Here is a 13955-nt window from a genome sequence, read left to right on the forward strand (position 1 = left end):
TATGAATAAGATTCAAATTCCTTGGGAAGATCGTCCTGTCGGATGTACGGACGTAATGTGGCGTTACTCACAAAATCCGGTTATCGGACGTTATCATATTCCTTCATCCAATAGTATTTTCAATAGTGCTGTTGTACCTTTCGGTGATGGTTTTGCCGGCGTATTCCGTTGTGACAATAAAGCTGTACAGATGAATATCTTTGCCGGATTCAGTAAGGATGGTATTCATTGGGATATTAATCACGAGCCTATTCAGTTCAAGGCTGGTAACACAGAGATGATTGAATCGGAATATAAATATGACCCTCGTGTGACATGGATTGAAGACCGTTATTGGGTTACTTGGTGCAATGGCTATCATGGCCCTACTATTGGTATCGCATATACTTTTGATTTTAAGGAATTCTTCCAATGCGAGAACGCTTTCTTGCCTTTCAATCGTAACGGCGTACTTTTCCCACAGAAGATAGATGGTAAATATGCTATGTTGAGCCGTCCTAGTGATAATGGACATACACCATTTGGTGATATATATATCAGCTACAGCCCGGACATGAAATATTGGGGTGAACATCGTTGTGTAATGAAAGTGACTCCATTTCCGGAAAGCGCCTGGCAGTGTACAAAAATCGGTGCAGGTTCAGTACCTTTCCTGACAGATGAAGGTTGGTTGCTTTTCTATCACGGTGTTATCACTACTTGTAATGGTTTCCGCTATGCAATGGGAGCAGCTATACTTGATAAAGACCATCCGGAAAAGGTTCTTTACCGTACCCGCGAATATCTGATTGGCCCGGCTGCTCCTTACGAACTTCAAGGCGATGTGCCCAATGTAGTATTCCCCTGTGCTGCTTTGCAAGACGGCGAACGTGTAGCTGTTTATTATGGTGCTGCAGATACCGTTGTAGGCATGGCTTTCGGATACATTAAAGAGATTATCGACTTTACTAAACGGACAAGTATCATTTAATAAAGGTATGAAACGTATTTTATTAACTTACACACTTGCTTTCGCCCTTCTTCCCGTTTATGCGGGAGAAGGGGGAAGCCCTCCCACTAATAAGAATCTTTTGATAGATTATGTAGATCCCTTTATCGGGACTACAAATTTCGGAACTACCAATCCAGGTGCAATCTGTCCGAATGGTATGATGTCTGTGGTTCCTTTCAACGTGATGGGGTCTTCAGAGAATACATACGACAAAGACGCTCGATGGTGGTCTACGCCTTATGAATATACAAACTGTTTCTTTACCGGATATGCTCATGTAAATTTGAGTGGAGTCGGTTGTCCTGAGTTAGGCTCTTTATTATTGATGCCTACTACCGGAGAATTGAATGTGGATTATAAAGAATACGGCAGTAAATACAAGGATGAACAGGCTTCACCGGGTTATTACTCTAACTATCTGACCAAGTATAATGTTAAGACGGAAGTGTCTGCCACTCCACGTACAAGTATCGCCCGTTTTACTTTCCCGAAAGGTAAAAGCCATATATTGCTGAATTTAGGAGAAGGATTGACGAATGAAAGCGGTGCTATGCTTCGCCGTGTAAGCGATAGCGAAGTGGAAGGCGTAAAATTGCTTGGTACATTCTGCTATAATCCTCAAGCTGTATTTCCTATTTATTTCGTGATGCGGGTAAAAAAGACTCCTGCCGCGACCGGATATTGGAAGAAACAACGTCCGATGACGGGAGTGGAAGCCGAATGGGATCCGGATCAGGGAAAGTACAAACTGTATACCCGTTATGGAAAAGAAATAGCAGGCGATGATGTTGGCACTTATTTTTCTTTCGATACGGAAGAGGGTGAACAAGTGGAAGTGCAGATGGGCGTTTCATTTGTCAGTATAGAGAATGCCCGGCTGAATTTAGACCGTGAACAAGCGGGAAAGAATTTTGAGCAGATTCATGCTGACGCGCGTGCAAAATGGAACGACGACTTGTCACGTATAACTGTAGAAGGTGGAACAGATGCACAGAAGACAGTATTTTATACGGCACTTTATCATTTGCTGATTCATCCGAACATCCTGCAAGATGTCAATGGAGAATATCCGGCAATGGAAAGTGATAAGATTATGACAATAAAGGGCGACCGTTACACTGTATTCTCTCTTTGGGATACCTATCGTAATGTTCACCAATTGTTGACCCTTGTTTATCCGGAACGTCAAATGGAAATGGTTCGTACCATGCTTGATATGTATAGGGAACACGGTTGGTTACCTAAATGGGAATTATATGGAAGAGAGACATTGACAATGGAGGGTGATCCCAGTATTCCGGTAATTGTAGACACGTGGATGAAAGGGTTGCGTGACTTTGACGTTGATTTGGCTTATGAAGCCATGTACAAATCTGCCACATTGCCGGGAGCGGAAAACTTGATGCGTCCGGATAATGATGATTATATGTCAAAAGGATACGTACCTCTTCGTGAACAATATGACAACTCCGTATCCCATGCGTTGGAATATTATATTGCAGACTTTGCGCTTTCACGCTTTGCTGAGGCTTTAGGTAAAAAGAAAGACGCGGAAATGTTCTATAAGCGTTCTTTAGGCTACAAGCATTATTATAGCAAGGAGTTCGGCACATTCCGTCCGATTCTTCCTGACGGTACTTTCTATAGTCCGTTTAATCCGAGACAAGGAGAGAATTTTGAACCGAATCCCGGTTTCCATGAAGGGAGTGCCTGGAACTATACATTCTATGTACCCCATGATGTATATGGGCTTGCCAAGTTGATGGGCGGAAAGAAACCTTTTATTGATAAGTTACAGATGGTTTTCGATGAGGGCCTTTATGATCCGGCTAATGAACCGGATATTGCCTATCCTCATTTATTCTCATACTTTAAAGGTGAAGAATGGCGTACGCAGAAAGAGACACAACGCCTGTTGGACAAGTATTTCACAACGAAACCGGACGGTATTCCCGGGAATGATGACACAGGAACAATGTCCTCATGGGCTATCTTCAACATGATTGGTTTCTATCCGGATTGCCCGGGACTGCCTGAATATACATTGACGACTCCGGTATTTGATAAGGTAATTATCCGTCTGGACCCGAAATGGTATAAAGAAAAAGAATTGGTGATTGAGACTAATCGTACTCAACCGGGAACTCTATATATTGATAAGGTGTTATTGAATGGAAAGAAGTTCAATAAATATCATATCACACATGATGAACTTGTTCATGGTCAACGCATATTTTTTGATTTGAAGTAACACACAGTGTTTCATAGGTATCGTTTTTGGGTTGACAGGGCTGTCGGACTTTTCAGAGTCCGGCAGCCCATTTTTTTTACATTTATCTTTGCTGTTATCCCCCATAAAAAGAGTGACGGTATACGCGCGATATAGCGTCACTATATGGATGGAATAGCGTCACTATCCGGGTCGGATACCGTCATAATACTGTTTTCTTGTTTATCTGCTCTTTCTTCTTTTATTTATTCTCTGTTACATAAGCGATTACAAAACCTTCCTTTATTCGTCTACTATACAAATAGCATATAATAGAATTAAAATGAAAAAGAATTTATTCGGACATATCTTTTGGATACTGATATTGATGGAATGTTTTCCTTTGTTGGCTGTTGCTACATCGCAGCAAAAAGAACAACGTTATAAGATTGCCGTATGTGACTGGATGATTTTGAAGCGTCAGAAGATAGGTTCGTTCCAGTTGGTACATGAGTTGAATGGTGATGGTGTGGAACTGGACATGGGCGGTCTTGGAAAAAGGGAAATGTTTGATAACAAACTGCGCGAACCTCATTTTCAGCAATTGTTTCGTGAAACTGCCCGGAAGTTCCAATTGGAAGTTCCCTCTGTGGCTATGTCCGGATTCTATGGTCAGTCTTTCCTGGAACGTACCAATTATAAGGAACTGGTACAGGATTGCTTGAATGCAATGAAAGTGATGAATGCCAAAGTCGCTTTTCTTCCGTTAGGTGGAATAAAGGTAGGTTGGGAAGCGAAACCGGAACTGCGTGCAGAAGTGGTGAAGCGTTTGAAAACAGTAGGGGATATGGCTGCTTCTGAAGGAGTTGTTATTGGTATTGAAACTCAGTTGGACGCTAAAGGAGATGTAAGATTACTGAAAGAAATTAATTCCCCCGGTATTAAAATCTATTTTAAATTCCAGAATGCATTAGAGAATGGAAGAGATTTGTGTAAAGAGCTCAAGATTCTGGGGAAAAAGAGAATCTGCCAGATCCACTGTACAGATACCGATGGGGTAACTCTGCCTTTTAATAAGAGATTAGATATGGATAAGGTCAAAAAGACACTCGATAAGATGGGATGGAGCGGATGGCTGGTTGTGGAACGTTCACGAGATAAAGAGGACGTGCGGAATGTGAAGAAGAATTATGGAACGAACATAAAGTATTTGAAAGAGGTGTTCCAACAGTAGTACACTTTGTTATTAGATTGGAATTTTTATCATATTAAGAATCCGGACTTATATATTAAGTTCGGATTTTTTTTGTTTTTAAAAACGTCCCGGATCAAGCCTGTAACCATTCTTTTTCTATTAAATTCATTATTTCCATTATGGTATTAATCTGGAATTTTTGGATGAATTATAGGAAGATATAACTTGCAACAAAGAAAGTTATTACCATATAAAATGCGTTCAGAAAAAAAAGTTCACGTTTATTTAATTTTTATACTTTTTATGTGATTACATTTTCTTCAGTTGTTCGTCCTGTTTGTGTATATAGAAAAAGAAGATTATAGTCTTTATGAATCTGAAGTGAATATCTTTTTTTTAGATGCAAGTATTTATTTGAAATATTTTTTAAGACTGAAGATAGTATGTATTATTTTTGTTTAATTAAAATTTAATCTATGAAGAGTAAAGTAAAGATTAAAAAGACGGTTGTCGAAAGTTTAGTTTGCTTGTCGATGATTCTTTCAGTTGGCTCTTGTGCGGGAGATGGGTTTGATGAAGAAACCTTTTCGGGAGGTGTGCAAGGAGCACAATTGAAATCTCCGGAAGCATCAGAGGTGGCTTTTGCCAAACTTCCGGGTACTAATAATGTAAAGGTTACTTGGCCTGTGGTTATGGGAGCGGGGGGATACCGATTTTCCTTATATATTGTAGATGATCCGACTAATCCGGTTGTGGTAGTAAAGGATAGTGTTATAGATGGTTCGTCTGTGGTGTGTCCTTATATAGAGGATACTAACTATAAAGCAGAAATTATCACGTTGGGGAATGATAAGTTGAATAACACGGCTTCTACTACACCTGCCGAGCCTACATGGACGACACTTGTTCCAGCAACGATTGTTCCTTCTGGAGATTTAACTGCATGGTTTACAAATAATCCGATTACCACAGGTAAAGATGTAGAAGTGGCATACGAGTTGGAAGCTGGTGGCGAATATACGATTTCAGGCAATTTGGATTTCGGTATAAACAATGTGCAATTGCGTGGAAACAAACTGAATCATGCAAAAGTGAAGTTTACAGGTGCAGACAGTAAAATATTAACGAGTGGGGGTGGATTGGCTTTGAAGTTTATAGATTTTGATTGCGATCTTGCTACAACAGGAATATTTTTGGGATTCGGTGATATTGTTCCGGGAGAATTGGAAACATTTGAGGCATGGGGAATTATTTCTCCCATTATAACAAATCCGATCATGATTCAATCTTGTAATATCAAGAATGTTAGAAATAAATTTATTGATATTAATGGAAAGAGTTATGCGGTACAGAATCTTATCATTAGAGACTGTGTTGTCGAATCTTACCAGAAAGTTGATTTTATAAATTTCAATAAAGACATGGCTTTCGTAAAAGATATGGAAATCAGTAATTCTACTTTCTATAGTCACCTTCAATCAGGTAACCGTTTTATACGGCATTCAGGTGCAAATGCGCAGAATGTACCGGGTTGGTCAACCGGAAGTATGAAATTCTTGAATAACACTTTCTACAATATATCATACTCCGGACAGAGTTTTAATGGAAATGGTTGGAAAAAAGACTTCAACTCAGTCGTGTCAAAGAATAATATTTTTTGTGATTCTTTTAATGGGCAATTCAATCAGCGTATCAGAGTGCAGAGTACTACAGTGGCAATGACTTTTGGAGATAACTGTTACTGGTATAATGGGGGAATTCCGGTGAATGAAACAACTGGTCGTGGAGAAGGTGACAAGACAACTTCTGCTTATAATGTAGATCCCGGATTTGCCAATCCTGTTAAAGGAGATTTCACTCCGAGTGCGCCAGAGATACGTGCTCATGCAAGTGGTGATCCGCGTTGGCTAAATTAAAAAGATTATAAATCTAGAAAACGATAAAGATGAAACTTAAGAATATACTTAGAATTAGTTTTGGTCTGTATCTTGCTTTTGTAATGGTCATGCCTGCGATAGCACAGAATACTAAAACTTTCAAAGGGGTTGTTCTGGACGAGACTGAACAACCTATTATTGGGGCTGCCGTAAAAGTAGTGGGAACAACTATAGGAACAATTACAGATTTTGATGGAAATTTTGCATTGAATGTTCCTGATGGTAAGGAAGTAGAGATATCTTATATAGGATATGTGACGCAGCATTTTTCTGCACCTTTCAAACTGACAAAAATCATAATGAAAGAGGATACTCAGCAATTGGACGAGGTGGTTGTGGTAGGCTATGGTACACAGAAAAAAGCACATTTAACTGGTGCTATTGCTACTGTACCCGTTGATGAGATTCAAGATATTTCAAGCGGTAGTTTGGCTAATACATTGAGCGGTTTGGTGAATGGAGTATCTGTTAGCGGAGGTGATACTCGTCCAGGGCAGAACGCAACAATTACCATTCGTCAGAATAGTGCACTGGAAAATATGGGAAACTCAAATCTGCAACCATTGTACGTTATCGATGGATATATTTATCCTACAGAAGTGAAAGTAGGAAATTCTTATACTAATTTGGGTGCGGAAGCATTTAATAATTTAGATCCGTCAGTAGTAGAAAGTATTTCTATTTTAAAGGATGCTTCGGCAGCAGTGTATGGTGCCCGTGCAGCGAATGGTGTTATTCTGGTAACTACTAAAAAGGGGAAATTGGGAACCCCGAAAATCTCATATAGTGGGACATTTGGTATTACTGATGAAGTATCCCGTCCGAAAATGTTGAGTGCATACGAATATGGTAAATTGTGGAATGCAGTACGTATGGCTGATCCGACTGAGACTGGTATTGATCCTTTAAGAGCCATTTTTCAGCAAGATGAGTTGAATGCTATGAAGGGGTTGAATTATGATCTTTTGGATAAATATTGGGAATCTGCGTTGACACAACAGCATAGTGTGAATTTGAGTGGTGCTACTGAAAGGGCTAGTTATTTTGCTGGAATTTCTTATTTTGACCAGGATGGTAATTTAGGTAAGCTGGATTACAACCGTTGGAATTATCGTGCCGGTATTGATGTGAAGATTAGCAAATGGGTGAAGGCGAATGTGCAAGTTTCAGGTGATTATGGAAAGAAGAATACTCCCTTGAATCAGGTGGGCGGTTCATCTGCTGAAAAGGATTACAATACGCTTCTGACGCACCCATATTATATACCTGAATATGTGGGTGAACATGCGGTGGCTGCTTATGGTCCCACAAACTCACAGGTTAGTAATATACAAAATTATAATTTCAATGTACTTCAGAATAATGGAGACTATAGACGGAATATGACGTCTAATATGAATATTAATGCTGGGCTAGAATATGACTTCGGGTGGAATAAATGGCTGAAAGGCTTGAAATTGAAGTTTACTTATTCGAAGAGTATCAATACTAATAAGACGAATGATTATGGTACTTCATACGAACTTTATTACATGGAGACCCGTGCAGGTAGTGGACAGCATTTATATACTCCAATTGATGGTGCGGATAATAGTGCGTTTGAAAACTCCAATTTCTTCTATGCAAATAGTGGCAAACCGGTAATTAACTCCAGTACAAGTGATATAACCGGATATTTGTCTCGTGCTATGACTCGTTCGGATAATTATCAGATGAATTTTATGGCAACTTATAACCGTGATTTCGGATTGCATTCAGTAGGAGCTTTGTTCTCTATTGAAAAGTCAGAATCAGAGACTGAATATTTGTATGGTATGGTTACTAATCCGTATGAATTTACTACAGGACAATCGAATTCGGTAGACTGGAATAGTACACCAAGTACGGACTTTACTCGTTTTGAATCTGGTAATTTGTCTTATATCGGACGTTTGAATTATTCGTATGATAATAAATATTTATTAGAATTTCTGCTTCGTTCGGACTCATCTACTAAATTTGCTCCTGAAAATTATTGGGGATTTTTCCCGTCAGTATCTGCTGGTTGGGTAGTATCGCAGGAAGAATGGTTTACCCGGAATGTGAAGTGGATTGATTATTTGAAAGTACGTGCATCTTTCGGTTTGACAGGGCGTGATAATACAGAACCATGGAAATGGTTACAGACTTACGGAACAGATAAAGATAAAGGTCCTGTATTCGGAACAGGTATGACTTCTAATGCAGGCAGTCACCTCACGATGAATAAAAACAATGCAGCTATCAACCGGGATGCTCATTGGGACAAGTCTTATAAAGGCAATTTCGGAATTGATCTAAATGTACTTAATAACCGATTGTCCTTCAATGTGGATGCTTATTATGAATGGAATCGTGAAATGTTGCTTAGTTATAATGCATCGGTTCCTTCTACAGTAGGCGCTAATTCAGCCAAAGTGAACTATGGCGAAATGAATGCTTATGGTATTGAATTGTCTGCGACATGGAGAGATAAAATCGGTAAGGATTTCAAATATAAGATTCAGTTGAATACCGGTCTTAGTGATAATGAGATTCTCGTGAGAGACTGGGATACAAATCCGACATATAAGAGTTATAGGAAAGGCGATCGTCTCGATTTGGGTACATGGGGTATGCAGTGTATCGGTATGTTCCGCAGCTATCAGGATATAGACGAGTATTTTACTAAATATAACATCACTTCTTACATGGGTTATGCAAAAGAAGATGTAAAACCTGGTATGTTAATTTATAAAGACGTACGAGGAGAAAGACAGGCAGATGGTACGTATGCAGCACCGGATGGAGTGGTAAGTGCAGAAAATGACCAGGTACGATTATCGAACCGGAATAACCCTTACAGTATGACGATGAATCTCAATGCTGAATGGAAGGGAATTTCTTTGACTGCCCAGTTTAACGCAAGCTGGGGTGGTTATAGCTTCTTGCCTGACGATGCGATCTCTTTGGGAAATCAGGGTACATCGGCTAATAATTATAATGACTTGGAATACGCAAATATGCCTTCGTTCTGGAACACAGATAATATGTTTGTATACAATGACGTAGTGGATGCGGCAGGCAATGTAGTCGTGAAAGCCAATCGCAACGGTAAATATCCGAACTTGCGGTGGAGTAGTGTGAATGCCCAGAAATCTTCTTATTGGAGAATAAGCGGAACACGTATCAAGTTGAATCGTTTGACATTAGCATATCGTATACCATCAAAATATACAAAGATGTTGGGAATCGAAAGTTGCCGCTTCAACGTAACAGGACAGAATTTGTTAAGTTTCTATAATCCCTATCCAGACAACTTCATTGATCCGATGACTATTTATGGTAATTATCCTACGCTGCGCAAATTTACGATTGGTGTTAATTTAACATTCTAAAAGAATAGTATGATGAAAAGAAAAAAAATATTCCGTATTAGTATTGCTTTCCTTGCTGCAACGTCGTTGGTTTCATGTAGTGACCAGTTTATGCAAGATAAGCAAAATTATGACAGCACTACTACCGATGCTTATAATTATTGGAGTGGGGCGCTGGCACGTGTAGCAGATGTTTATAAGGTATGTCTGCCCGATCCTAAGGGTGTTCCTAGTGCTATGTTTAACAGTACCGGTTTGGCGGATGATCAGTCAAAGTCGACCGAAGAATATAGTGGATTTAGTGCTTTTGTTGATCCTCTCAAGCCGTTGACGTATCAAACCGGAAATAATCCTGTGCCTGATTATTTTGAGGGTACGAAAGGAGATCCTATCACTTCGGCTTACGGACGTATTCGTAATATCAATGATGCTATTGCAGGTATTGAGGGCAGTACACTTTCGCAGGATGAAAAGAATGAGTTGTTGGGACAGGTTTATTTCTTCCGTGCATGGTGCTATTATAATCTGGTGAAGTGGTATGGCGGTGTGCCTATTATTACAGAAGTACAAGAACCGGTCGAAAGTTCAGTCACTCCCCGTTCCTCTGCGAAGGACTGTTTCGATTTTATTTGTGATGATTTGGAAAAAGCCGAGACGATGTTGGCTCCATTTACAGGGGCAGGTCAATGGATGACAGGTGACAATTACGGTCGTGTTACTTCCGGTACGGCAGTTGCTTTGCTGGGGCGTGTGCGTCTACTTTATGCCAGTCCGTTGTTCAATCGTTCCAATGATGAGAACCGTTGGAAACAGGCTTATACTGACATTAAAAGATCGATTGACGTGTTGGCGGCTGCCGGCTACGGATTAGCAAATGAAACTCCGGGAGCGAATGCTTCCAACTGGGCTAAGATTTTTACAGAAGTTCCGAGTAAGGAAGCGGTATTTGTGACACTTCACAACACGCTCACAGAAGGTACTCCCGATTATCGTAAAAACAACACATGGGAGCAGGGAATCCGCCCATCCAATGCTTTGGGTGGGGGAGGCAAAACTCCTTCTGCCATGTTGGTGGATATGTTCCCTATGTCCGATGGTAAGATACCTGCTACGTGCAACACATACACTACGCTGACAAAATCAGCCGTAACTTACGATCCTCAGTTTCCTTTTATCAATCGTGATCCACGTTTTTATCGTACGTTCGCTTTCCCAGGGGTCCGTTGGGCATTCAACGGTGACCCACGCCTGTCGGAAAATCAAAACCCGTATGATGGATCCAGTTATGAACTTTGGAATTACACATGGTATACTGATGCGGCTTACGTAGATGATATTGAAGCAAACAGTGATGTTACGTATGGTGCCGATGCTCTTTTAAAGAATGTGAAAGGTTTTTATGTCCGTAAACGTTCAGATGATAGAGATGTCAATTCGACTTCACGTTATGTTTTCGCAACTTCTGGAGGATTCACCCGTTCGGCTGCCCCGTATATGGAAATCAGATATGCTGAAGTATTGCTCAATTATGCGGAAGCGGCATGTAATGCAGGCGAATTAGGCGTTGCTGTTGACCAATTGCAAAAAATCCGCGCCCGTGTTGGCTATACTGCCGAAAATAATTTTGGACTGGAAGTGGATTTAGGCAGTGATCAGGCAAAGTGTATGGCTGCCATTTTGTATGAACGTCAGATAGAGTTGGCTTATGAAGGCAAGCGTTTCGATGATATGCGCCGTTGGATGCTGTTTGACGGTGGAGCTGTTCTGCCAGATGGAGCGCCTGCCACTTGGAAGTTGACCGGTTGGGGTGGAAATACTTGTACCTATCTTGGTTTCAAACCGATGAACGGACAACGTCGTGAGAATCTTGAATTCCGCGTGAATATTGACGGAGGTAATGGAGTTGGAGTGGGTGGAACAACTGTTGATTCCGATCCGTTAGTAAAAGTTGGGGTTACCCGTCCAGCAGCAATGGATTTGAGGAAAGATCTTGCTGGTGAACAAGAACGATTGAAAGCTTTCTATAAAGATAATCTAATTCGTAAAACAAAGAAAGGTGATTCTTATGACGACAGCCATTCCGAACTGTATATAACTTTCCTTCCGAGGTACTATTTACTTGGTTTCAATCAAGGCATTCAAAGTAATAATGATGCACTACCGCAAACGATTGGCTGGGGTGACTACTTGAACGGTGGGGCAAACGGAACTTTTGACCCGTTGGCTGAATAAATGCCCTCGAACTCATTCCTTGTAAAGGACTGAAAATATAGAAAATTGCCATTTCCTGTTCTTTTTGAAAAGAAGAAGACGGGAAGTGGCAATTTTTATTTTTTTTATTCCGAATATTCCTGATAAAATATCTTATATTTGCTTTTATCAACCTTAGTAATAAAATAGGTGGAAAGAAGAAATTTTGTTTCTCCTTACTGATTACAAATCTTTTTCTCTTTCGTCTTATTATTGTATTTTTGAATTAACAACTTCACAAAACCAAATAGAAATGAAGAAGAAGCATCTATTTTTAGCAGCTTTTGCTGCAACAATGTTGACTCCGACCATTGCATGGGCACAATACCCGCAAATATCCGGCGAAGCCAAAGAAAACTATACGAAAATGATGGCTGAAGAGCGGAAACGTTCTGACGAAGCATGGGCGAAAGCGTTGCCGATAGTACAAAAAGAAGCCAGGGAAGGACGTCCATATATACCTTGGGCAGGTCGTCCGTATGATTTGCCACAGGCTGATATTCCTTCCTTCCCGGGTGCTGAAGGTGGTGGTATGTACAGTTTCGGTGGTCGTGGCGGTAAAGTGATTACTGTAACAAATCTGAATGACCGCGGACCGGGTTCTTTTCGTGAGGCATGCGAAACAGGTGGCGCTCGTATTATCGTATTCAATGTTGCCGGTATCATCCGTCTGGAATCACCGATTATCGTCCGTGCCCCTTACGTAACTATTGCAGGACAGACAGCTCCGGGGGATGGTGTTTGTATTGCCGGCGAATCATTTTGGGTAGATACTCATGATGTCGTAGTCCGTCACATGCGTTTCCGCCGTGGAGAAACGAAAGTATGGCATCGCGATGACTCTTTCGGAGGTAACCCTGTTGGTAATATAATGATCGACCACTGTTCCTGTACTTGGGGACTGGATGAGAATATTTCTTTCTATCGTCATATGTATGATCCGAGTGAAGGACAATATGAAAGCAAAGATTTGAAACTTCCTACTGTAAACGTAACTATTCAGAATACCATCTCGGCAAAAGCGTTGGATACATACAATCATGCATTTGGTAGTACATTAGGAGGTGAAAATTGTGCATTTGCCCGTAACCTTTGGGCTAGTAACTCAGGACGTAACCCTTCTATTGGTTGGAATGGTATATTCAATTTCGTTAATAATGTAGTATTCAACTGGGTTCATCGTTCTTCTGATGGAGGTGATTATACGGCTATGTTCAATATGATTAACAATTACTACAAACCGGGACCTGCTACTCCAAAAGATTCTAATGTAGGACATCGTATCTTGAAACCGGAAGCTGGACGTAGCAAGTTGGATCACAAAGAATACGGACGTGTTTACGCTGACGGAAATATCATGGAAGGCTATCCCGAAATAACTAAAGACAACTGGAATGGCGGCATTCAGATTGAAACCCAGCCGAACACTGACGGATATACTGAATATATGCGTAGCTATCAGCCGTTCGAAATGCCGTATATCAACATTATGGGGGCTAAAGACGCTTACGATTATGTATTGAAACATGTAGGCGCGAATATTCCTTGTCGTGATATTGTAGACGAACGAGTAATTGAGGAAGTAAGAACAGGTATCCCTTATTATGAAAAGAAACTTCCGAAAGATGCTTATGGTGATTTGACTGGTTTGTCTCCCAAGTCAATGGGCGAAGACGGACAGTTCAAGTATCGCCGTTTACCGAAAGACTCTTATAAGCAAGGTATTATTACTGATATTCGTCAAATGGGTGGTTATCCTGAATACAAAGGTACTCCGTATGTGGATACAGATGGCGACGGAATGCCGGATGAATGGGAAATAGCTAACGGATTGAATCCGAACGATCCGAGCGACGCCAATAAAGATTGTACGGGTGACGGATACACTAATATTGAAAAATACATCAATGGTATCAGCACGAAACACAAAGTAAACTGGCGTGATTTAAAAAACAACTACGATACTTTGGCTGAAAAAGGAAAATTAATGTAATCGCCG

The 13955-nt window shown here is 40.6% G+C and carries 7 protein-coding genes; all 7 read left to right on the forward strand.

Annotation, left to right across the window (positions count from 1 at the left end):
- Window position 1: 1 nt before the first annotated feature.
- The 7 genes from BQ7997_RS07525 (at window position 2) to BQ7997_RS07555 (ending at window position 13949) form a co-directional block, all read left to right on the forward strand.
- Window positions 2-970 (forward strand): 1,4-beta-mannosyl-N-acetylglucosamine phosphorylase, encoded by a 969-nt coding sequence (locus BQ7997_RS07525; RefSeq protein WP_044654197.1) that lies wholly within the window; start codon window positions 2-4, stop codon window positions 968-970.
- A 7-nt stretch (window positions 971-977) separates the two neighbouring features.
- A complete protein-coding gene (locus tag BQ7997_RS07530) occupies window positions 978-3242 on the forward strand; it encodes a GH92 family glycosyl hydrolase (RefSeq protein WP_073345125.1) in 2265 nt (754 codons plus the stop codon).
- Between the two features lie 301 nt (window positions 3243-3543).
- Window positions 3544-4434 carry a sugar phosphate isomerase/epimerase family protein gene (locus tag BQ7997_RS07535; RefSeq protein WP_073345128.1) on the forward strand — a complete coding sequence of 297 codons (891 nt, stop codon included), beginning with the start codon at window positions 3544-3546 and terminating at the stop codon, window positions 4432-4434.
- 437 nt (window positions 4435-4871) lie between these two features.
- Window positions 4872-6311 carry a DUF4992 family lipoprotein gene (locus BQ7997_RS07540; RefSeq protein WP_073345130.1) on the forward strand — a complete coding sequence of 480 codons (1440 nt, stop codon included), beginning with the start codon at window positions 4872-4874 and terminating at the stop codon, window positions 6309-6311.
- Window positions 6312-6340: 29 nt separating this feature from the next.
- Window positions 6341-9727 carry a SusC/RagA family TonB-linked outer membrane protein gene (locus tag BQ7997_RS07545; protein WP_073345133.1) on the forward strand — a complete coding sequence of 1129 codons (3387 nt, stop codon included), beginning with the start codon at window positions 6341-6343 and terminating at the stop codon, window positions 9725-9727.
- 12 nt (window positions 9728-9739) lie between these two features.
- Window positions 9740-11938 carry a RagB/SusD family nutrient uptake outer membrane protein gene (locus tag BQ7997_RS07550; protein ID WP_044656763.1) on the forward strand — a complete coding sequence of 733 codons (2199 nt, stop codon included), beginning with the start codon at window positions 9740-9742 and terminating at the stop codon, window positions 11936-11938.
- Between the two features lie 271 nt (window positions 11939-12209).
- Window positions 12210-13949, forward strand: a complete 1740-nt coding sequence (locus tag BQ7997_RS07555; RefSeq protein WP_044653587.1) for a thrombospondin type 3 repeat-containing protein — start codon at window positions 12210-12212, stop codon at window positions 13947-13949.
- Window positions 13950-13955 lie beyond the last annotated feature (6 nt).

The organism is Bacteroides congonensis (assembly GCF_900130125.1).
GTDB classification, from domain to species: domain Bacteria; phylum Bacteroidota; class Bacteroidia; order Bacteroidales; family Bacteroidaceae; genus Bacteroides; species Bacteroides congonensis.

Excerpts from the sequence above, each read along its gene's own strand:
- BQ7997_RS07525 (WP_044654197.1), top strand. The coding sequence starts at position 2 with ATGAATAAGATTCAAATTCCTTGGGAAGATCGTCCTGTCGGATGTACG.
- BQ7997_RS07530 (WP_073345125.1), top strand. The coding sequence starts at position 978 with ATGAAACGTATTTTATTAACTTACACACTTGCTTTCGCCCTTCTTCCC.
- BQ7997_RS07535 (WP_073345128.1), top strand. The coding sequence starts at position 3,544 with ATGAAAAAGAATTTATTCGGACATATCTTTTGGATACTGATATTGATG.
- BQ7997_RS07540 (WP_073345130.1), top strand. The coding sequence starts at position 4,872 with ATGAAGAGTAAAGTAAAGATTAAAAAGACGGTTGTCGAAAGTTTAGTT.
- BQ7997_RS07545 (WP_073345133.1), top strand. The coding sequence starts at position 6,341 with ATGAAACTTAAGAATATACTTAGAATTAGTTTTGGTCTGTATCTTGCT.
- BQ7997_RS07550 (WP_044656763.1), top strand. The coding sequence starts at position 9,740 with ATGAAAAGAAAAAAAATATTCCGTATTAGTATTGCTTTCCTTGCTGCA.
- BQ7997_RS07555 (WP_044653587.1), top strand. The coding sequence starts at position 12,210 with ATGAAGAAGAAGCATCTATTTTTAGCAGCTTTTGCTGCAACAATGTTG.